This window comes from Enterobacter cloacae complex sp. GF14B, from assembly GCF_004136805.1.
Classification (GTDB): domain Bacteria; phylum Pseudomonadota; class Gammaproteobacteria; order Enterobacterales; family Enterobacteriaceae; genus Enterobacter; species Enterobacter hormaechei_C.
Genome location: NZ_QFRV01000078.1, coordinates 1 through 19,964 on the forward strand (window position 1 = coordinate 1; position 19,964 = coordinate 19,964).

At 55.1% G+C, this 19,964-nt stretch carries 24 protein-coding genes and 1 pseudogene; 16 read left to right on the plus strand and 9 right to left on the minus strand.

Annotated elements, in window-relative coordinates:
* The coding region (locus DD606_RS26490) for a hypothetical protein (protein ID WP_255573111.1) at positions 1-111 on the plus strand (111 nt) is incomplete at its 5' end.
* Here the strand turns inward: DD606_RS26490 and DD606_RS19985 are convergent.
* The 3 genes from DD606_RS19985 to bsmA all read right to left on the minus strand — a co-directional run bounded on the left by DD606_RS19985 (position 108) and on the right by bsmA (position 2,963).
* Positions 108-2,039 carry a methyl-accepting chemotaxis protein gene (locus DD606_RS19985; protein WP_063855348.1) on the minus strand — a complete coding sequence of 644 codons (1,932 nt, stop codon included), beginning with the start codon at positions 2,037-2,039 and terminating at the stop codon, positions 108-110. The two genes, DD606_RS26490 and DD606_RS19985, sit on opposite strands and share 4 nt — an antisense overlap.
* Before the next feature lie 170 nt (positions 2,040-2,209).
* Positions 2,210-2,485, minus strand: coding sequence for a DUF1471 family protease activator YjfN (gene yjfN / locus DD606_RS19990; protein WP_003856009.1), 276 nt, complete (start codon positions 2,483-2,485; stop codon positions 2,210-2,212).
* A 148-nt stretch (positions 2,486-2,633) separates the two neighbouring features.
* Complete coding sequence (gene bsmA, locus DD606_RS19995) at positions 2,634-2,963, minus strand: biofilm peroxide resistance protein BsmA (RefSeq protein ID WP_003856011.1); 330 nt, start codon at positions 2,961-2,963, stop codon at positions 2,634-2,636.
* A gap of 137 nt (positions 2,964-3,100) precedes the next feature.
* Here bsmA and yjfP point away from each other — a divergent pair, with 137 nt between their 5' ends.
* On the plus strand, positions 3,101-3,823 hold the full coding sequence (gene yjfP, locus DD606_RS20000) for an esterase (RefSeq protein ID WP_063855349.1): 723 nt from the start codon (positions 3,101-3,103) through the stop codon (positions 3,821-3,823).
* Here yjfP and ulaR read toward each other — a convergent pair.
* Both ulaR and ulaG read right to left on the minus strand, forming a co-directional pair.
* A complete protein-coding gene (ulaR, locus tag DD606_RS20005) occupies positions 3,820-4,575 on the minus strand; it encodes an HTH-type transcriptional regulator UlaR (protein ID WP_003856014.1) in 756 nt (251 codons plus the stop codon). The two genes, yjfP and ulaR, sit on opposite strands and share 4 nt — an antisense overlap.
* A gap of 110 nt (positions 4,576-4,685) precedes the next feature.
* On the minus strand, positions 4,686-5,750 hold the full coding sequence (ulaG, locus tag DD606_RS20010; protein WP_023315266.1) for an L-ascorbate 6-phosphate lactonase: 1,065 nt from the start codon (positions 5,748-5,750) through the stop codon (positions 4,686-4,688).
* A gap of 359 nt (positions 5,751-6,109) precedes the next feature.
* On the opposite strand from ulaG, the gene ulaA reads away from it, so the two are divergent.
* Genes ulaA through DD606_RS20040 form a run of 6 tightly spaced genes read left to right on the plus strand, consistent with a single transcriptional unit; the run spans position 6,110 to position 10,517 of the window.
* On the plus strand, positions 6,110-7,510 hold the full coding sequence (gene ulaA / locus DD606_RS20015; RefSeq protein ID WP_003856019.1) for a PTS ascorbate transporter subunit IIC: 1,401 nt from the start codon (positions 6,110-6,112) through the stop codon (positions 7,508-7,510).
* 12 nt (positions 7,511-7,522) lie between these two features.
* On the plus strand, positions 7,523-7,828 hold the full coding sequence (gene ulaB / locus DD606_RS20020; RefSeq protein WP_003856022.1) for a PTS ascorbate transporter subunit IIB: 306 nt from the start codon (positions 7,523-7,525) through the stop codon (positions 7,826-7,828).
* Positions 7,829-7,837: 9 nt separating this feature from the next.
* Positions 7,838-8,305, plus strand: a complete 468-nt coding sequence (gene ulaC, locus DD606_RS20025; RefSeq protein WP_003856024.1) for a PTS ascorbate transporter subunit IIA — start codon at positions 7,838-7,840, stop codon at positions 8,303-8,305.
* Positions 8,306-8,317: 12 nt separating this feature from the next.
* Positions 8,318-8,968, plus strand: coding sequence for a 3-keto-L-gulonate-6-phosphate decarboxylase UlaD (gene ulaD, locus DD606_RS20030; protein ID WP_003856025.1), 651 nt, complete (start codon positions 8,318-8,320; stop codon positions 8,966-8,968).
* 9 nt (positions 8,969-8,977) lie between these two features.
* A complete protein-coding gene (locus DD606_RS20035) occupies positions 8,978-9,838 on the plus strand; it encodes an L-ribulose-5-phosphate 3-epimerase (protein ID WP_003856027.1) in 861 nt (286 codons plus the stop codon).
* Positions 9,831-10,517: an L-ribulose-5-phosphate 4-epimerase gene (locus DD606_RS20040; RefSeq protein WP_023324047.1), complete on the plus strand. Its 687-nt coding sequence runs from the start codon at positions 9,831-9,833 to the stop codon at positions 10,515-10,517. Before DD606_RS20035 ends, DD606_RS20040 begins: the two co-directional genes overlap by 8 nt.
* Before the next feature lie 134 nt (positions 10,518-10,651).
* Here DD606_RS20040 and yjfY read toward each other — a convergent pair whose 3' ends face one another.
* Positions 10,652-10,927 carry a DUF1471 family protein YjfY gene (gene yjfY, locus DD606_RS20045; RefSeq protein ID WP_017383944.1) on the minus strand — a complete coding sequence of 92 codons (276 nt, stop codon included), beginning with the start codon at positions 10,925-10,927 and terminating at the stop codon, positions 10,652-10,654.
* 340 nt (positions 10,928-11,267) lie between these two features.
* On the opposite strand from yjfY, the gene rpsF reads away from it, so the two are divergent.
* From rpsF to DD606_RS20070, 5 genes are all read left to right on the plus strand, one after another.
* Complete coding sequence (gene rpsF / locus DD606_RS20050; protein WP_003856034.1) at positions 11,268-11,663, plus strand: 30S ribosomal protein S6; 396 nt, start codon at positions 11,268-11,270, stop codon at positions 11,661-11,663.
* Positions 11,664-11,669: 6 nt separating this feature from the next.
* Positions 11,670-11,984 carry a primosomal replication protein N gene (priB, locus tag DD606_RS20055; protein ID WP_003856035.1) on the plus strand — a complete coding sequence of 105 codons (315 nt, stop codon included), beginning with the start codon at positions 11,670-11,672 and terminating at the stop codon, positions 11,982-11,984.
* Positions 11,985-11,988: 4 nt separating this feature from the next.
* Complete coding sequence (gene rpsR, locus DD606_RS20060) at positions 11,989-12,216, plus strand: 30S ribosomal protein S18 (RefSeq protein ID WP_000135199.1); 228 nt, start codon at positions 11,989-11,991, stop codon at positions 12,214-12,216.
* Positions 12,217-12,257: 41 nt separating this feature from the next.
* Positions 12,258-12,707 (plus strand): 50S ribosomal protein L9, encoded by a 450-nt coding sequence (gene rplI / locus DD606_RS20065; protein ID WP_003856039.1) that lies wholly within the window; start codon positions 12,258-12,260, stop codon positions 12,705-12,707.
* Between the two features lie 152 nt (positions 12,708-12,859).
* Positions 12,860-13,789 carry a DMT family transporter gene (locus tag DD606_RS20070; protein ID WP_023315269.1) on the plus strand — a complete coding sequence of 310 codons (930 nt, stop codon included), beginning with the start codon at positions 12,860-12,862 and terminating at the stop codon, positions 13,787-13,789.
* A gap of 46 nt (positions 13,790-13,835) precedes the next feature.
* Here DD606_RS20070 and DD606_RS20075 read toward each other — a convergent pair whose 3' ends face one another.
* Positions 13,836-14,474 carry an OapA family protein gene (locus DD606_RS20075; RefSeq protein WP_045330822.1) on the minus strand — a complete coding sequence of 213 codons (639 nt, stop codon included), beginning with the start codon at positions 14,472-14,474 and terminating at the stop codon, positions 13,836-13,838.
* 231 nt (positions 14,475-14,705) lie between these two features.
* Between DD606_RS20075 and fklB the strand changes: the two genes are divergently transcribed.
* Both fklB and cycA read left to right on the plus strand, forming a co-directional pair.
* Positions 14,706-15,326, plus strand: coding sequence for an FKBP-type peptidyl-prolyl cis-trans isomerase (gene fklB, locus DD606_RS20080; protein WP_008502892.1), 621 nt, complete (start codon positions 14,706-14,708; stop codon positions 15,324-15,326).
* Positions 15,327-15,640: 314 nt separating this feature from the next.
* Positions 15,641-17,050, plus strand: a complete 1,410-nt coding sequence (gene cycA, locus DD606_RS20090; protein ID WP_129259031.1) for a D-serine/D-alanine/glycine transporter — start codon at positions 15,641-15,643, stop codon at positions 17,048-17,050.
* Positions 17,051-17,136: 86 nt separating this feature from the next.
* Here the strand turns inward: cycA and ytfE are convergent, their stop codons facing one another.
* Positions 17,137-17,799: an iron-sulfur cluster repair protein YtfE gene (gene ytfE / locus DD606_RS20095; RefSeq protein ID WP_003856046.1), complete on the minus strand. Its 663-nt coding sequence runs from the start codon at positions 17,797-17,799 to the stop codon at positions 17,137-17,139.
* A 245-nt stretch (positions 17,800-18,044) separates the two neighbouring features.
* Between ytfE and DD606_RS20100 the strand changes: the two genes are divergently transcribed.
* Positions 18,045-19,694 carry a methyl-accepting chemotaxis protein gene (locus DD606_RS20100; protein ID WP_129259033.1) on the plus strand — a complete coding sequence of 550 codons (1,650 nt, stop codon included), beginning with the start codon at positions 18,045-18,047 and terminating at the stop codon, positions 19,692-19,694.
* 142 nt (positions 19,695-19,836) lie between these two features.
* On the opposite strand, the pseudogene DD606_RS20105 reads toward DD606_RS20100, so the two are convergent.
* Positions 19,837-19,964: pseudogene (locus DD606_RS20105) on the minus strand (ATP-binding cassette domain-containing protein); the annotation flags it as partial.

Sequence of the window (19,964 nt, forward strand, 5' to 3'; positions counted from 1 at the left end):
CCCGTGGCGCAGGCGTGGTGCCGCATGATGCTGGATACCCGGGGCGGCACGCTGATGAGCGAACAGGTGCAAAACGACCTGCTGCTGCGCGCCACGGGCCGGGTCGGTTAAGCTTTAAGCTGGAACAGGCTCACCAGCCGGGTGAGATGTGAACCCTTCTCGCGCAGCGTCTGCGCCGTCTGCTCGCTGCGTGAGATACGATCGGCATTGATGTGCGATGCTTCACCGATGTGCGTCATCGCCAGATTCACCTGACCAATCCCCGCAGACTGCTCGCGGGAGGCGTGGTTGATCTCGGTAACAAGCTGGCTGATGTTATCGATATGAACAATGATGGCATCCATCGCCAGACGCGTCTGCTCAGAAAGCGCATGGCCTTCGCTCACCTTGTTCAGCGTGTCGCCAATCAGCTGCTCAATCTCTTTTACCGCGTTGGCGCTGCGTGCGGCCAGGGCGCGCACCTCTTGCGCCACCACTGCGAAACCTTTCCCGTGCTCGCCCGCCCGCGCCGCTTCAACCGCCGCATTGAGCGCCAGGATATTGGTCTGGAAAGCGATGGACTCAATCACGCGGGTGATGTCTTCAATGCGTTTCGATGCATCACGAATATCATCCATGGTGGAAACTGCGTGGGTCACCGTCTCTCCACCCTGATGCACCGCGCGCGAGGTTTCCCCCACCAGCTGCTGAGTTTGCTCCATGTTGGCGGCATTTTGCTGCACGGTGGCGGCTAATTGCTCCATGCTGGCGGAGGTCTCCTCAACGCTGCTGGCCTGTTTGTTGATCTGTTCAGAGATCTCGCCGGTATCTGAAGCCAGCGCGTTAGTCCCCAGATGGATTTCGCTTGCGGCCTCGCGGACCTGCAACACAATTTTTTGCAGGCCGCCCCCGATCCCATTGATGGCATCAATCAGCTGGCCGACTTCATCCTGGCGGGTTACCGGCAGGCTGGCGCGAAGATCGCCTGCGGCATACTGCCGGGCAAGCGCGATCACTGCGCGCAGTGGGCGGGTTAGCATCCGGCGAATGAGGATAACGAACAGGCCCGCGAAGAGCGCGGATAGCACCACGCCCGCCATCAGGAAGCGATCGCGCAGCGTGGTGACGCTTGAAAGCAGTACGGCTTTATCCACTTCACCCACGATGGTCCAGTTCCAGCCCGGCAGCGGCGTGTAGGCGACTTTGAGCGTACGGCCATCCGCGCTCACGCGTTCCAGCGTGCCGGCTTTATCACTCAGAAGCTGCTGCTGTGTCGCCGTGTCCCAGTTGGGCAGTTTGCCCTCATCGCTGGCATGGAACAGATACTGTCCGTACGTTTTACCGCTGCTGCGATCCAGTACAAAGAAGTGACCGCTCTCGCCCAGACGACGGTTAAGGATTTTCTCGCGCATGACGTTCCAGGAATGGGTGATGTCGACGCCAACAAAGATAATCCCGATAACCTGGCCTTCCGCATTTTTAACAGGCTGGTACTGCGTGATATAGCGCTTGCCGAACAGCAGCGCGAGGCCGCGATAGACCTCCCCTTTGGTGACAGCCGCAAATGCCGGGCTGGTGGTATCAAGAACGGTTCCGATGGCGCGGTCGCCATTCTCTTTGCGCAGCGACGTGGCCACGCGGATAAAATCGTTACCACTGCGGACAAACAGCGTCGAGATGGCCCCCGTTCGGCTCAGGAAGTCATCAGAAAGCGTATTGTTTTCATGCAACTCCGTTTCACCGCCCTTCAGCAGAGGAACGGTAAGGCCGTTAATGGTGCGGCTCTGGCTGCTGTCGCTGTTCAATGGCTGTGGCAAAAAGGTGGTGAACAGGCGGGTATAGCTCTCGACCTCTTCGCTCAGGCTGGTGTTGAACATCTCTACCATATCCACCATGCCGGTAGACTGGTTATGCAGGTCTTCAATCGCAAGATCTTCAAGCTGCTGGCTGGCGTTGTGGCTCAACAGAAAAGTGAACAGCAAAAAAAGCGTGGCGACACTGGCACCTGTTAGCAGCGATAGCTTCGTGCCCAGACCTGCCCGGCGGAAAAAGGTGATCATAAATTGCTCATTATTGAAAAGTGATGGCTGTTCAACGGCAGAGCAGAGATAACGTTTACCTTTTTAATGTAACCTAATGTTACATGTTTGTTTTCGTTAGGTTTTGGGAAAGATAAAAAATTTGCAAAAGTGAAAAGCCACTAAAATTAAGTGGCTTTTATCGGAAGGGATTAGGCATAAAGAATGGCCTGCACGCGCCAGTGATTAACATGGTGATCTTCCTGCATCTGGACGATGCGATACCAGGATGCGCCCTGTTCATCGGCCTTCAGAGCGACGACACGTTCAACGTCTTGCGGACTCCCCGTGATATTATTGACGGAGATCTGACCAATCTCGTTCAGGCCCGTGACGCAATCCGCGCTGGCAAATTCGGCCGACTGCGCCGTGGTGCTCAGCAGGCCCGCTGAAAGCAATAGCGTCGTTAAAGCAAGGGTTCGTTTCATCGTCAGCTCCTTTTCACGTGTCTCCGGTATCCGCCGGGCAATCCTTCGCGAATAAACTCATTTCCATTGTTGCTGGCATGGAGTTTATTGTGGACAGGAAAATGTCTACGGACGCAAAGCAGTGTAAAAGTCGTTCAAATGATGATGCTTACTTACGGTACAAAATGCCCTGGGCGTACCACTGTCCCGTAATAATGGTTTCATCAATCATCGTGATGACGTAATAATCTGCTTTTGCGGCAACGGCCTGCGCTTCAATTGCGTCTTCTGCATCATCCGGGGAACCACGAACCATCGCGGATACGGTACCCAGGCGTTGTAATCCTTCCGTCTGATTACGACGAATTTCCTGAGGATGATCGGTAACCGGCGGCGCCGGTTCTGGCGTACCCTGCAATACGGAACATCCGCTGAGCAGCGAGACCAGCAATAAAGCGGTAAGCCTGCGCATAAACCTGTCTCTTTTCCTGATAGCCATAGTGTAGTTGTCTGCGAATTTAGTTTTGGGGGAATGTTCCCGAAGTGTTATCTGGGACGTAGATTTCGAATGAAAATATCGTGAAACCGTAATCCAGCTCTCAACATTATGAATCATTCATCAGCACAGGATCGACAATGATTGAAATTGAAACTCGCCAGCTGAGTGAGCATGAAATCATCCATGCTTTTCCGGCTGGTAAAGGTGAACAGCCGCTGCCGACGGTAGTTTTCTATCATGGCTTTCTCTCCTCGAAGCTGGTCTACAGCTATTTTGCCGTCGCGCTGGCGCAGGCCGGTTTCCGGGTGGTCATGCCTGATGCGCCGAATCATGGGGCACGCTTTACGGGCGATGAGCAGGCGCGGCTGGGGCTGTTCTGGCAAACGCTGCACGGCAATCTGACCGAGTTCGCCGGGCTGCGTGACGCGCTCTTGCAGGCCGGGCTGGTGGAGGGGAAACGGCTGGCGGTCGCAGGCGCATCAATGGGCGGAATGACGGCGCTGGGGATCATGGCCAGGCATCCGGAGGTGACGTCCGTGGCTTGCCTGATGGGATCGGGCTACTTTACGTCGCTGGCAAAGACGCTATTCCCGCCGCAGGCCCCTCAGGAGATTGAGACCCTGTTGTCTGAATGGGACGTCAGCCTTGCGCTTTCGCAGCTGGCCGATCGTCCGCTGCTGCTGTGGCATGGGGATGCCGACGACGTCGTACCGCCCGGTGAAACGTTCCGCCTGCAACAGGCGCTACAGCGCGAAGGGCTGGACAGTAATCTGACCTGCCTGTGGGGAGCGGGTGTCCGGCACCGTATTACCCCGGCCGTGCTGGAAGCAACCGTGGAATTCTTCCGCCAGCACCTTTAAACGCGCAGCACCGTGACACCCTGATCCTCCAGCTTGCTGAGGATCTCGGGGTTGGCGTTTTTGCCGGTGATCACCATGCTGATTTGCTCGGCGCGGCTGAAAAGCATGCCGGCGCGTTCACCGACCTTGCTGCTGTCGACCAGCACCACCAGCTTGCCCACCACGTTAAGCATGTTCTGCTCTGCCATTGCGGTGAGCATATCGGTTTTATACAGTCCATCCGCCGTCAGGCCTTTGCCGCTGGTAAACATCCAGTGCCCGGCGTAGAGGCTGTTTTCACTGTCCTGCGGGCTCAGGGTGATGGACTGGCTCTTGTTATACTGGCCGCCCATGATCACCACGCTTTCATGTTCCTGGTCAATGAGATAATTGGCCAGCGGCAGATAGTTGGTAATGATTTGCACCGGCTTGCCGCACATTTCACGGCCCAGCAGAAACGCCGTCGAACCGCAGTTGATCACCACGCTCTCCCCGGGATTCACCAGCTGTGACGCCGCTCTGGCAATCCGCACCTTTTCATCGTGATTCTGCGCCTGGTGGATGTTCATCGGCGTCCAGCGTGGACGCTGCTGGCTGATGGCCTCTGCGCCATTGCGGACTTTTTTCAGCTTGCCGCTCTCATCCAGCTTGTTGATATCCCGTCGCGCGGTAGCGGGGGAGATCCCTAAACGTTCGATCACTTTCTCGACGGTGATAAACCCTGTTTGCGCCAGGAGTTCCAGTAAAATTTGATGCCGTTGCGCTTCCGTCATGAGCTATTCCGATAAGAATTGATTTGAAAAGATGATATTTGAAATAGCGTGAAATTACTAAAATAAAAATGACATCGCCAGACGCAGGGTCTGGCGATTGGGCCTCGGTATCAGAGGAAGGACTTGAACGGCAGATCGGGTTCAATCGTAAAGCAATCATCGAAACCACGCGGGTAGTGATACTCAAGATTGTCTTTATCCAGCGGCCAGGTGAACTTGCCGCCAACCTGCCAGATGAACGGCTTGAAGCCATACTTGAGGCGGTCTTTTTTCATCTCCCACAGGACGCGGATCTCTTGCGGATCGGCCTGGAAGTTTGACCAGATATCATGGTGGAACGGGATCACCACTTTGGTTTTCAGCGCTTCGGCCATACGCAGCATATCCGCGCTGGTCATTTTGTCGGTGATCCCGCGCGGGTTTTCACCGTAAGAGCCAAGCGCCACGTCAATCTGGTGCTCGTTACCGTGCTTCGCGTAGTAGTTGGAGTAGTGGGAGTCACCGCTGTGATACAGGGAACCGCCAGGCGTTTTGAACAGATAGTTCACCGCGCGCTCATCCATCCCGTCTGGCAGTACGCCTGCGGCTTTCTGATCGGCAGGCAGGGTGATCAGCGCGGTGCGGTCAAAGGCATCCAGCGCGTGAATCTCAATGTCTTTGATTTTCACCACGTCGCCCGGCTTCATCACGATGCAGCGCTCTTTTGGCACGCCCCAGCCAATCCACAAATCCACGCAGGTCTGCGGCCCGATAAACGGTACGTCGTCCGCGCAGTTTTGCATTACCGCTGCCGCCACGTTCACGTCGATATGATCGTTGTGATCGTGGGTAGAGAGAACGGCGTCGATCTGGCGAATGGCAAAAGGATCAAGCACAAAAGGCGTGGTGCGCAGGTTCGGCTGGAGCTTTTCAACGCCGGCCATACGCTGCATCTGGTGGCCTTTTTTCATCAGTGGATTGCCGTGGCTCTGTTTGCCGGTGCCGCACCAGAAATCAACACAAATGTTGGCGCCGCCTTCTGATTTCAGCCAGATCCCGGTGCAGCCCAGCCACCACATCGCAAATGTGCCAGGAGCAACCTGTTCCTGCTCGATCTCTTCGTTCAGCCAGCTACCCCACTCCGGAAAGGTACTTAGAATCCATGATTCACGGGTGATGGTTTTCACTTTACTCATCGTTTGACTCCTGGTTTTAATCAAAAGTAATCATACTGTGACTTGTTGTGATTAATGCTGGCACTGTTTAAACCGATTTGCAATGGCTTATTTACGGAAAATTCCCCTCGCCACATCACAGAAAAGACATCATGACGTTGATAAGATAACCGCTATAAATGATTAATATACTGAAAATTAAGAATTTATTTATTGGATTGGTTTGGTAGTGAAAATCATTACTAACGCCATGGAAATAAATTGCGTGATCCGTCACAAATAATCAAATGCAATCTTGTGATGATTATTTGTGATTAATAGAGTGATGACACCAACCACACAGGGATTGCCCCTCGTGTTCTCATTTTCTGGAGAGAGTTATGGAGATCCTCTACAACGTCTTTACCGTTTTCTTTAATCAGGTAATGACCAACGCCCCGCTGTTGCTGGGTATCGTGACGTGCCTGGGGTACATCCTGCTGCGCAAAAGCGTCAGCGTGATTATCAAAGGCACCATCAAAACCATCATTGGTTTTATGCTGTTGCAGGCGGGGTCTGGCATTCTGACCAGCACGTTTAAGCCGGTTGTTGCCAAAATGTCAGAGGTGTACGGCATTAACGGCGCCATCTCTGACACTTACGCGTCCATGATGGCCACCATCGATCGCATGGGAGATGCATACAGCTGGGTTGGGTATGCGGTACTGCTCGCGCTGGCGCTGAACATCATTTACGTGCTCCTGCGCCGTATCACCGGTATTCGCACCATCATGCTCACCGGGCACATCATGTTCCAGCAGGCGGGTCTGATTGCCGTTTCTCTCTATATCTTCGGCTACCCAATGTGGACCACGGTCATCTGCACGGCAGTGCTGGTCTCACTTTACTGGGGCATCACCTCCAACATGATGTATAAGCCAACGCAGGACGTTACAGACGGCTGCGGTTTCTCCATCGGTCACCAGCAGCAGTTCGCCTCCTGGATTGCTTACAAAGTCGCGCCGTACCTGGGCAAAAAAGAGGAGAGTGTTGAAGATCTCAAATTGCCTGGCTGGCTGAATATCTTCCACGACAACATCGTCTCCACGGCAATTGTGATGACCATCTTCTTCGGCGCCATCCTGCTCTCCTTTGGCATTGACGTGGTGCAGGCGATGGCGGGTAAAACCCACTGGACGGTCTATATCCTGCAAACCGGTTTCTCCTTCGCCGTGGCCATTTTCATCATCACCCAGGGCGTGCGTATGTTCGTCGCCGAACTGTCGGAAGCGTTTAATGGCATCTCCCAGCGCCTGATCCCTGGCGCGGTGCTGGCGATTGACTGTGCGGCTATCTATAGCTTTGCGCCAAACGCCGTTGTCTGGGGCTTTATGTGGGGCACCATCGGCCAGCTGATTGCGGTCGGCATTCTGGTGGGCTGTGGCTCCTCAATCCTGATTATTCCTGGCTTTATCCCGATGTTCTTCTCCAACGCCACTATCGGCGTGTTTGCTAACCACTTCGGCGGATGGCGCGCAGCGCTCAAGATCTGCCTGGTGATGGGCATGGTTGAAATCTTCGGGTGCGTGTGGGCGGTCAAGCTCACCGGCATGAGCGCCTGGATGGGCATGGCGGACTGGTCAATTCTGGCGCCGCCGATGATGCAGGGCTTTGCGTCCGTCGGGCTGGTCTTTATGGCCGTCATCATCCTGATTGCCCTGGCTTATATGTTCTTCGCTGGCCGTTCGCTGCGGGCTGAAGAAGATGCGGAAAAACAAACAGCAGAAGTGTCTGCTCATTAAGGAGTTTCGATTATGACCGTACGTATCCTGGCTGTGTGTGGCAATGGGCAAGGTAGCTCCATGATCATGAAGATGAAAGTGGACCAGTTTTTAACCCAGTCAAACATTGACCACACGGTGAACAGCTGCGCAGTGGGTGAATACAAAAGTGAACTGAACGGCGCGGACATCATCATCGCCTCAACGCACATTGCCGGCGAGATTAGCGTGTCGGGCAACAAATACGTGGTAGGCGTACGCAACATGCTGTCGCCTGCGGATTTCGGACCAAAGCTGCTGGAAGTGATCAAAGAACACTTCCCACAAGACGTGAAGTAAGGATGCCACATGAAACTACGTGATTCGCTGGCAGAGAATAACTCCATCCTTTTACAGGCCGAAGCCAGCACCTGGCAGGAAGCGGTGAAGCTGAGCGTGGATCTGCTGGTTAAGGCTGACGTTGTCGAGCCGCGTTACTACCAGGCGATTCTGGATGGCGTGGCGCAGCATGGCCCTTACTTTGTGATTGCGCCAGGCCTGGCGATGCCGCATGGCCGCCCGGAAGAGGGCGTCAAGAAAACCGGCTTCGCGCTGGTGACGTTGAAAACGCCGCTGGTGTTTAACCACGAAGATAACGACCCGGTCGACATCCTTATCACTATGGCGGCTGTCGATGCCAATACCCACCAGGAGGTGGGCATCATGCAGATCGTCAATCTGTTTGATGATGAAGCTAATTTTGACCGTTTACGCGCCTGCCGTACCGCGCAGGACGTGCTGGATTTAATTGATAACGCCACTGCGGCGGCCGTTTAAGAGGAATTTAAAATGTCATTACCAATGTTGCAGGTCGCGCTGGATAACCAGACTCTGTCTCACGCTTACGAAACCACCCGTCTGATTGCGGAAGAAGTGGACATCATCGAAGTCGGCACCATTCTGTGCGTGGGCGAAGGCGTTCGTGCGGTTCGTGACCTGAAGGCGCTCTATCCGCATAAAATCGTGCTGGCGGATGCCAAAATCGCCGATGCGGGCAAAATTCTCTCTCGCATGTGCTTTGAAGCCAACGCCGACTGGGTCACCGTGATCTGCTGTGCGGATATCAACACTGCGAAAGGCGCGCTGGACGTGGCGAAGGAGTTCAATGGCGACGTGCAGATTGAACTGACCGGTTTCTGGACCTGGGAGCAGGCGCAGGAGTGGCGCGAAGCAGGTATCCAGCAGGTGGTTTATCACCGCAGCCGTGATGCGCAGGCCGCAGGCGTGGCGTGGGGTGAAGCCGATATCAGCGCGATCAAACGTCTGGCCGATATGGGCTTCAAAGTGACCGTAACCGGTGGCCTGGCGCTGGAAGATCTGCCGCTGTTCAAGGGGATTCCAATTCACGTCTTTATTGCCGGTCGTAGCATTCGCGATGCGGAATCTCCGGTGGAAGCGGCGCGTCAGTTTAAACGCTCAATCGCTCAGCTTTGGGGTTAAGGAGCGGGTATGTTGTCAAAACAGGTCCCGCTTGGCATCTATGAAAAGGCACTCCCTGCGGGGGAGTGCTGGCTGGAGCGGTTACAGCTGGCGAAGCAGCTGGGTTTCGATTTTGTCGAAATGTCGCTGGATGAGACGGACGAGCGTCTTGCTCGCCTGGACTGGAGCCGCGACCAGCGTCTGGCGCTGGTGAGCGCCATTGCCGAAACCGGCGTGCGCGTGCCATCCATGTGCCTGAGCGCTCATCGTCGTTTTCCGCTTGGCAGCGAAGATGATGCCGTACGCGCCGAAGGGCTGGAGATCATGCGTAAAGCTATTCGCTTCGCACAGGATGTCGGCATCCGCGTGATCCAACTGGCGGGTTATGATGTTTACTATCAGGAAGCCAATGATGAAACGCGCCGTCGTTTCCGTGACGGCCTGAAAGAGAGCGTTGAGATGGCAAGCCGTGCGCAGGTGACGCTGGCGATGGAGATCATGGATTATCCGTTGATGAACTCCATCAGCAAGGCGCTGGGCTACGCGCACTATCTGAATAACCCGTGGTTCCAGCTTTATCCGGATATCGGCAACCTGTCGGCATGGGATAACGACGTACAGATGGAGCTTCAGGCGGGCATCGGGCATATCGTGGCGGTGCACGTTAAAGATACCCGTCCCGGCGTGTTTAAAAACGTACCGTTCGGCACCGGGGTGGTGGATTTCGAACGGTGCTTCCAGACGCTCAAACAGACAGGTTATTGCGGGCCTTACCTGATTGAGATGTGGAGCGAAACCGCGGACGATCCGGCGGCAGAAGTGGCGAAAGCCCGGGACTGGGTGTGCGAGCGCATGGCGCGGGCAGGACTGATGGAGGCGGAACATGCTTAAGCTGAAACAGCAGGTCTTTGAAGCCAATATGGATCTCCCGCGCTATGGACTGGTGACGTTTACCTGGGGCAACGTAAGCGCCATCGATCGCGAGCAGGGGCTGGTGGTGATTAAGCCGAGCGGCGTGGCCTATGACGCCATGAAAGCGGACGATATGGTGGTGGTTGACCTGGAAGGACAGGTCGTTGAAGGCAAATGGCGTCCTTCTTCTGATACGGCAACCCATCTGGCGCTGTACCAGCGTTACCCGTCCTTGGGGGGGATTGTACATACCCATTCCACGCACGCCACCGCCTGGGCACAGGCCGGGCTGGCGATCCCTGCTTTGGGTACAACGCACGCGGACTACTTCTTCGGTGATATTCCCTGCACGCGGGCGTTAACGCAGACTGAGGTCGAAGGCGAGTACGAACTTAACACCGGCAGGGTCATTATCGAAACGCTGGGTGAGACGGAACCACTGCATACGCCGGGTATTGTGGTGTACCAGCATGGTCCATTCTCCTGGGGTAAAGATGCGCATGACGCCGTGCATAACGCGGTGGTGATGGAAGAGGTGGCCAGAATGGCGTGGATTGCGCGCGGCATTAACCCACAGCTTCAGGGCATTGATGATTATCTGATGAACAAGCATTTCATGCGTAAGCACGGCCCGAATGCTTATTACGGGCAGAAGTGAATAAGTGCTCTGGAATACCGAAACAGTTGTAACCGGTGGTATTCCGGAGCCATTCATAAAAAAGCCCCCGGGCAGGGGGCAAATTATATATGGCTTTGATTTTCTTTGGCTTTCCTGGTGCTAGCGATAAAGCGTTACTGGTAAATATCTGCACTGGCGTGCATATTACCGTTGCTGCCGGGCTCACGTGTCAGCATGACGTGATAGTATTTTGCGCCCTGCGCATCGGTTTCTTCATTAAGCGCCTGATCTGCTTCACTTTCAGTGGCGAAGTTATGATTGATGTAAATAACGCCTAAGCTCTGCACATCATCCATGTTTCTGGCCTGTTGGCTGTCTATTCTGATGGCTGCCATCGCGTTTGCACTGAGCAAAAGCGCAGCCAAAATGGCGATTGCGATTCTTTTCATGATATGCGCTCCACGACTGCGTGCTGTGATACGGGGGAATGCTCTCCTTCTCTGTTCAGGGTTTCTGATTAAAGTGTAATCGCTACCCGGGTTGGGATGGGTGACCATTTCTGATGATGTTGTTCAAAAAAACAGCGCTTCTGATGAGTGCGATTTTAAATCACCCACTTAGAACAGCTTTACCCTTTGTGCGAATTATTTGTGCAATCAGCTTGAGTTTCCTGGGGGGCGCAAGTATTATGACGCGTCAATTTTTCAGCCGACCTTTAACACGTTCCTTGCCTCCCCGGGCCTCGGCTGACCCAGACAGGAGGCTGAATAATCCGTAAGGAGCAATTCGATGCGTCATTACGAAATCGTTTTTATGGTCCACCCTGACCAGAGCGAACAGGTTCCGGGCATGATCGAGCGTTACTCTGCTGCCATCACTGGTGCAGAAGGCACGATCCACCGTCTGGAAGACTGGGGCCGCCGTCAGCTGGCTTACCCGATCAACAAACTGCACAAAGCACACTACGTTCTGATGAACGTTGAAGCTCCGCAGGAAGTGATCGATGAGCTGGAAACTACCTTCCGCTTCAACGATGCCGTTATCCGCAGCATGGTTATGCGTACCAAACACGCAGTGACCGAAGCATCTCCGATGGTTAAAGCGAAAGACGAGCGCCGTGAGCGTCGCGATGATTTCGCAAACGAAACCGCAGATGATTCTGATGCTGGGGATTCTGAAGAGTAATTTCTGATGACCAACCGTCTGGTGTTGTCCGGCACCGTGTGCAGGACCCCCCTTCGAAAGGTCAGCCCATCAGGAATTCCGCATTGCCAGTTCGTGCTTGAGCATCGTTCTGTGCAAGAGGAAGCCGGGTTTCACCGGCAGGCGTGGTGCCAAATGCCCGTAATTATTAGCGGACACGAAAACCAGGCCATTACTCACAGTTTAACGGTCGGTAGCGCAGTAATCGTTCAGGGGTTCATTTCTTGCCACAAGGCAAAGAACGGCCTGAGCAAAATGGTTCTGCATGCCGAGCAGATTGATTTGATAGATTCTGGAGACTAGCCATATGGCACGTTATTTCCGTCGTCGCAAGTTCTGCCGTTTCACCGCGGAAGGCGTTCAAGAGATCGACTATAAAGATATCGCAACGCTGAAAAACTACATCACCGAAAGCGGTAAGATTGTCCCAAGCCGTATCACCGGTACTCGTGCAAAATATCAGCGTCAGCTGGCTCGCGCTATCAAACGCGCTCGCTACCTGTCTCTGCTGCCGTACACTGATCGTCATCAGTAATCGGGCACGGTCCATTAATACGACTTTAAGAGGATAAGGTAATGCAAGTTATTCTGCTTGATAAAGTAGCAAACCTGGGCAGCCTGGGTGATCAGGTAAACGTTAAAGCGGGTTACGCTCGTAACTTCCTGGTTCCACAGGGTAAAGCTGTTCCAGCTACTAAGAAAAACGTAGAGTTTTTCGAAGCACGTCGTGCTGAACTGGAAGCCAAACTGGCTGACGTTCTGGCGGCTGCTAACGCTCGCGCTGAAGCAATCAACGCACTGGGCACCGTTACCATCGCGTCCAAAGCTGGCGACGAAGGTAAACTGTTCGGTTCCATCGGTACCCGCGATATCGCTGATGCAGTTACTGCGGCAGGCGTTAAAGTGGCTAAGAGCGAAGTTCGTCTGCCGAACGGCGTTCTGCGTACCACTGGTGAGCACGAAGTTGACTTCCAGGTTCACAGCGAAGTGTTCGCTAAACTGGTTGTTAACGTAGTAGCTGAGTAATTTTTTACTCTGCTCGCGTCGAAGCGCCGGCCTTGTGCCGGCGTTTTGCTTTTTAGCGTGACCCTGCGTCATCTTTTGCTCTTGTAAGGTCGCTATTCCTGACGCATTCTCTGATAATAAATTGAAACGCAATTTTATTTATGAGATTTGTCATGGATACTGCTCTGCCCACGCCCGTCTTTGCCCGTCGAAATGTGGCCTATGCCTGCGCCACGCTCTGCTGTCTGCTTTGGGGAAGCTCGTACCCGGCCATTAAAAGTGGCTACGAACTCTTTCAGATCGCGACCGATGATATCCCCTCCAAAGTCGTCTTTGCCGGATACCGTTTTCTGTTTGCCGGCGCGTTGCTGCTGCTTTTTGCCCTGGCCCAGCGAAAACCGATTGGCAGGCTCACGCCCACGCAGTTTGGCCAGCTCACGATCCTCGGACTGACCCAGACCTCCCTCCAGTACACCTTCTTTTATATCGGCCTGGCCTACACGACCGGGGTGAACGGCTCCATCATGAATGCCACCGGGACCTTCTTCAGCGTGCTGCTGGCGCACTTTATCTACCACAACGACAAACTCAGCTATAACAAAACGCTGGGGTGTGTTCTGGGCTTTGCCGGGGTGATGCTGGTGAACTTCCACAGCGGGTTAAGTGAGTTCCAGTTTGTGTGGAAAGGTGACGGATTTGTGGTGCTGGCCGCCTTTATTCTCTCTGCGGCCACGCTTTACGGGAAACGCATTTCCCAGACCGTTGACCCGACGGTGATGACGGGATGGCAGCTGGGGATAGGCGGGGCGGCACTGGTTGCGGGAGGCTATGCCACGGGCGGGACGCTGGAGGTGCACAGCATGAAAGCCGTCGCCGTGCTGGGGTATCTGACGCTGCTCTCATCCGTGGCGTTCGCCCTGTGGAGCGCGCTGCTGAAAGTAAACCGCGTGAGTATGATTGCCCCGTTCAACTTTGTCATACCTGTAGCAGGGACGGTGCTCTCCGCCATCTTCCTCGGCGAAAACATTATGGACATTAAATACGCGATTGCGCTGGTGCTGGTCTGCTCGGGGATCTGGTGGGTGAATAAACGGCGTGCCTGAGAACAAAAGTGCCGGGTGGCGGCATCGCCTTACCCGGCCTGGGCCATTAACGTGCTCTGATGAAACTGCCGTCCGGCTGGCGGGTAAACAGTACCTGCTGCCCGTTGCCGGTATCGATCGTTAACCCGGTCACCACGCCGCTGGCGTTCTGACGGATCTGCACCATCTGACCATTTTGCAGGTTGCTGAGCGGCTTGCCTGCCCCCTCGACTTGCGCCATGGCATACACATCCGTTGCTGGCAAATTGTGGTCGCGGAACAGCTGGGCAAGAGTTTTCCCAGGCTCTACGCGATACGAACGCCACTGCTGCTCAATGCCGGTGGGCTGTTGCGCCTGTGGCTCTGAAGGGGCGGCGGCCTGCTCCTGATCTTCCTGAACAGGTTCAGGTTCAACCGGCGCAACCTGGCCCGGATCGTTAGACGGTGTGACCAGCTGCGTCTGCATCGGCTGTGAACCAGGCTGCGGCTGGCTTTGCGACTGGATATCCAGCTCAGCATTCCGGCTGACCGGCGCGGTATCAACGTTGTCACTGCCGGAAGGAAGCAGGAAGCCGATGACGATCAGCAACGCGCCGATGATAATGCCTCTGCGATGCAAAGGCGGCAGCGGGTCCATGATGCGAAAGTTATCCGGCGCATGCCAGATTTTCGCCAGGGTAGGTTTCAGTTCAAATCGCCCGGGCATGGCTCTCCTCCTGCTCCGCGTCTTTTTATCCTGTCCTGAGAAGTGTAGTTTGCTAACTGCCTGATGGGCGTAACAAAGCCAGCTTTCGTGACATATATTAGGGAAAATCCTGACGGCTACTATTGTTTCCGTTTCGTCGCAGTTTGTCACCTTTACTTAAGACAAAGTTTTACCCATAAGGGCATGGCTGATATGCTGCCCGCTACTTTAAATGTGATGGAAGGAAAACCCATGACCACCCCGACTTTTGACACTATCGAAGCGCAGGCAAGCTACGGCATCGGCTTGCAGGTAGGACAGCAGCTGAGCGAATCCGGCCTGGAAGGTCTGTTACCGGAAGCGCTGGTGGCGGGTATCGCTGACGCGCTGGAAGGCAAGCAGCCCGCTGTGCCGGTTGACGTTGTGCACCGTGCGCTGCGTGAAATCCACGAACGTGCTGACGCCGTGCGTCGCGCGCGTTTCGAAGAGATGGCGGCAGAAGGCGTGAAATATCTGGAAGAGAACCGTGAGCGTGAAGGCGTGAACAGCACCGAGTCCGGCTTGCAGTTCCGCGTAATCAATCAGGGTGATGGCGCAATCCCGGCGCGTACCGACCACGTTCGCGTACACTACACCGGTAAGCTGATCGACGGTACCGTGTTCGACAGCTCCGTCGCGCGTGGCGAACCGGCTGAGTTCCCGGTCAACGGCGTTATCGCAGGCTGGATCGAAGCCCTGACCCTGATGCCAGTAGGTTCCAAATGGGAACTGACTATCCCGCACAACCTGGCTTACGGCGAGCGTGGCGCTGGCGCGTCCATTCCGCCATTCAGCACCCTGGTGTTTGAAGTCGAGCTGCTGGAAATCCTGTAATCGGTTTTTCTTATTTTCCTCTCTCCGATCGGGGAGAGGAAAATAGCGATAAAACCCGGAGTTACGACGGAATCAACATTTTGTATTGCAAACGAAACTGTTACGTGTATTTTTGTGAGCTGTTTCGCGCTGTATGAGTGATATGACACTCACTTTCAACATATTATTAACATAATATTCAAATCATAGTATTCATCCCGCCGATTCTTACCTACTATCGATTAGTCCTTACACAGGGGCCGTCATTTATTTGGCGTAAATAAAGGCCAGAAGAGCCTTAACAACACAGACAGGCATAAACAGGAAAATATCACATGGTAGATCAGGTCAAAGTCGCCGCCGCAGAAGAGGCGACGTCTGAACAGTCGCTACGGCGAAATCTCACGAACCGTCACATTCAGCTTATTGCCATTGGCGGAGCCATCGGCACAGGGCTGTTTATGGGCTCGGGCAAAACCATCAGTCTTGCCGGCCCGTCGATCATCTTCGTTTATATGATCATCGGTTTTATGCTCTTTTTCGTGATGCGTGCAATGGGTGAATTGCTGCTCTCGAATCTTGAATACAAATCCTTCAGCGACTTCGCGTCAGACCTGCTCGGCCCGTGGGCGGGCTATTTTACCGGCTGGACCTACTGGTTCTGCTGGGTGGTCACCGGCATGGCTGACGTTGTGGCCATCACGGCGTACGCGCAATTCTGGTTCCCAGGGCTATCGGACTGGGTGGCTTCGCTGGCGGTGATTGTCCTGCTGCTGAGCCTGAACCTCGCCACCGTTAAAATGTTCGGTGAGATGGAGTTCTGGTTCGCGATGATCAAAATCGTCGCCATCATCGCGCTGATTGTCGTCGGGCTGGTGATGGTGCTGACGCACTTCCAGTCGCCAACCGGCGTACAGGCGTCGTTTGCCCATCTGTGGAATGACGGCGGCTGGTTCCCGAAAGGGATCAGCGGCTTCTTTGCCGGCTTCCAGATTGCGGTGTTCGCGTTTGTCGGGATTGAGCTGGTCGGTACCACGGCGGCGGAAACCAAAGATCCGGAGAAATCCCTGCCGCGCGCGATCAACTCCATTCCGCTGCGTATCATCATGTTCTACGTGTTCGCGCTGATCGTCATTATGTCCGTGACGCCATGGAGTTCGGTGGTGCCAACCAAGAGCCCGTTCGTCGAGCTGTTCGTGCTGGTGGGACTGCCTGCTGCCGCGAGCCTGATTAACTTCGTGGTGCTGACCTCTGCGGCCTCTTCCGCGAACAGCAGCGTCTTCTCCACCAGCCGTATGCTGTTCGGTCTGGCGCAGGAGGGCGTTGCTCCGAGCGCGTTTGCCAAACTGTCTAAACGCGCGGTACCGGCGAAAGGGCTGACCTTCTCCTGCATCTGTCTGCTGGGCGGTGTGGTGATGCTCTACGTCAACCCGAGCGTAATCGGCGCGTTCACCATGATCACTACGGTGTCGGCGATCCTGTTCATGTTCGTCTGGACCATTATCCTCTGCTCATACCTGGTGTACCGCAAACAGCGTCCACACCTGCATGAGAAGTCGATCTACAAGATGCCGCTGGGCAAGCTGATGTGCTGGGTGTGCATGGCGTTCTTCGTCTTCGTGCTGGTGCTGCTGACGCTGGAAGAAGATACCCGCCAGGCGCTGATCGTCACGCCGCTGTGGTTTATTGCGCTGGGGCTGGGCTGGCTGTTTATCGGTAAGAAACGTATGGCGAGCATGCGTTAAGCATGTTGCCGGGTGGCGCTGACGCTTACCCGGCCTACGTTCGCGGACGTTGTAGGCCCGGTAAGCGCTAGCGCCGCCGGGCTTTTTTATTCCCCCGCTAATGCACGCGGGAACAGAACGTTATTCTCAAGACTGATGTGTTCCATCAGATCGTCGATCATCTCGTTAATGCCGTTGTACATGGCTTTCCAGGTGGTGCACGCCTCTGGCGGCGGTGTGACGTTGTCGGTGGTGTGTTTAATCACTTCCAGCAGTTCGCCGGCGTCATCATGTTCGCTTTCCATCACGCTGATGGGCCCCATGGCCTGGCTGCCCATGCCCTGTTTGATCATCGGGAAGAGGATCTGCTCCTCTTTCATCATGTGGCTGGAAAGTTCTTCGTGCAGCATGGTCAGGTATTTCGCCAGGCCGCGCGGTACGGAAGGTTTATCGGCATGAACGCGTTCAACTTTGGTCGCCTGTAAAATCAGCTCCGGCAGCTGCTCGCGGTGACGATCGTGGTAACGCACAATGATATGGTCGATGATTTCAGCCAGCGGCGCAGTGCGCCAGTCTTTGTCGACGGGCTGTTCAGCCAGCTGAGCCAGCTCCGCTTCGATAGCCTCCACATCCAGCTCTTTACGCGACGCTGCGCGCGCCAGCGTTTGCTTACCACCGCAGCAGTAATCCATATCATATTTACGGAACAGCGCAGAAGCGCGAGGGATGGAGAGCGCCAGCTCGCCTAAGGGTTGGTCGCGGAAGGCCATAGCAGTTACCTCATCATCAGAAATATAAGATGCATTTTAAATGCATCTTTAAGTGGATACTATAACCCTTTAGAGGCAAGGGTGAAAACGAGAAAGGGATCACAAAAAAAGCATGCTTTTAACTTGCTGATTGAATGCAGAAAAGGGCTTTCGAAAGTTTTTAAAGGTGGAGAAACAGTAAACAACCTGCCGCGCGTGCCGATAGATACAGGTCAGACAATACCTGTATATAAATAAGGCAACGCATGTTTAAACGTATAAAAGTCATTACTCTTTTGATTTCGGTGCTGCTTGTGCTCGGCATCATGCAGCTGATCTCCGCTGGCATTTTCATTAATGCACTCAATAACGATAAAGAGAACTTCACCGTTTCTCAGCTTTCTAGCCAGAACGTTGCGGAGTTTACCGACGCCTGGATCAGCCTGAACCAGGCGCGCGTCACCCTCAACCGCGGCATGCTGCGCCTGCAAAGCAGCATGGCGTCGCAGATTAACGGCGGGCAGCTGAACGAGCTGGTCAATACCGCGAAAAACCTGCTGGCCGATGCCCAGACCCATTACGATAAATACTATGCGCTGCCGGAAACGCCGGGTATGGACGAGCACCTGGCCGATCGCCTGGAAGAGCAGTACCGCGGCTACTCCGCCACGCTGACGCAAATGAACGTTCTGCTGGGGCAGGGCAATCTGGAAGATATGTTCAAACAAAATGCCGAACAGAAGCAGACCGCGATGCAAAAGGTTTATCGCGAGTGGCGTGAGGCGCAGGCCGCGCTGACCGCCAAAGGTATCCAGGACAATGAAAGCGACTACAAACGCATTCTGTGGATCCTTTCTGCGGTGATGCTGCTGGTGATCGCGGTGATTATTTCCAGCTGGATTGCGATGCGCCGCGTGCTGCTGCTGCCGCTGGAAGAGGTGATCAACCATATCCGCGCCATTGCCGCAGGGGATTTAACCCAGCCGATTCAGGCTGAGGGTAAAAATGAAATGGCGATCCTGGCGCGCAACGTTCAGGAGATGCAGACTGCGCTGGCCAACACGGTGGGCGTGGTGCGTGAAGGCGCAGATACCATCTACACCGGCGCGGGTGAAATCTCGGCGGGCAGCAACGATCTCTCCTCCCGTACCGAGCAGCAGGCCGCTTCTCTGGAAGAGACGGCAGCCAGCATGGAACAGTTAACCGCTACCGTGAAGCAAAACGCCGATAACGCGCGTCAGGCGTCACGCCTGGCGCTGGACGCCTCCTCCACCGCGAAGAAGGGTGGTAACGTGGTGGAAGGCGTGGTGCGGACGATGGACGAAATCGCCACCAGTTCCAGCAAAATCGCGCAAATTACTAACGTGATCGACGGCATTGCTTTCCAGACCAATATTCTGGCGCTGAACGCGGCGGTAGAAGCGGCGCGCGCGGGCGAGCAGGGACGTGGCTTCGCGGTTGTCGCGGGCGAGGTGCGTACCCTTGCCCAGCGCAGTGCGCAGGCGGCGAAAGAGATCAAAGCGCTGATCGATGATTCCGGCGAGCGTGTTAACGCGGGCTCTCAGCTGGTGAATGAGGCGGGCGCGACGATGGCGGAGATCGTCAATGCGGTTACGCGCGTGACGGACATCATGGGTGAGATTGCGTCGGCCTCCGACGAACAGAGCCGCGGTATCGACCAGGTGGGTCAGGCGGTGGCGGAGATGGATCGCGTCACCCAGCAGAATGCCTCGCTGGTGGAAGAGTCTGCGGCGGCGGCGGCGGCGCTGGAAGATCAGGCTGCACGCCTGAACGACGCGGTGGCAGTGTTTAAGATCACCCGCAATCAGGCGGTGAAAGCCGCGCCGGTAAAGACCTATGCACCTAAAGCGCAGCCCGTCGCGGCGGCGTCTGAAGCGAACTGGGAAACGTTCTGATACTGTGCCGGGTGGCGCTGACGCTTACCCGGCCTACGGTTTTGTAGGCCCTGCAAGCGAAGCGCCGCCGGGCGAAAAGCTCACCCCTCCGACGCCGGAACGACCATCGGTTTTTCCGGCTTCGCTCTCACCGCAATCACCACGCAAAGCGAATCGTCCCGCTGTCGTGCTCCACGAGCCGATTGATCATCTTCAGCATCGTGGATTTTCCCGACCCCGATGTCCCGATCAATACCGAGAACGCCCCCTCGGCAAAATGCAGATTAAGGT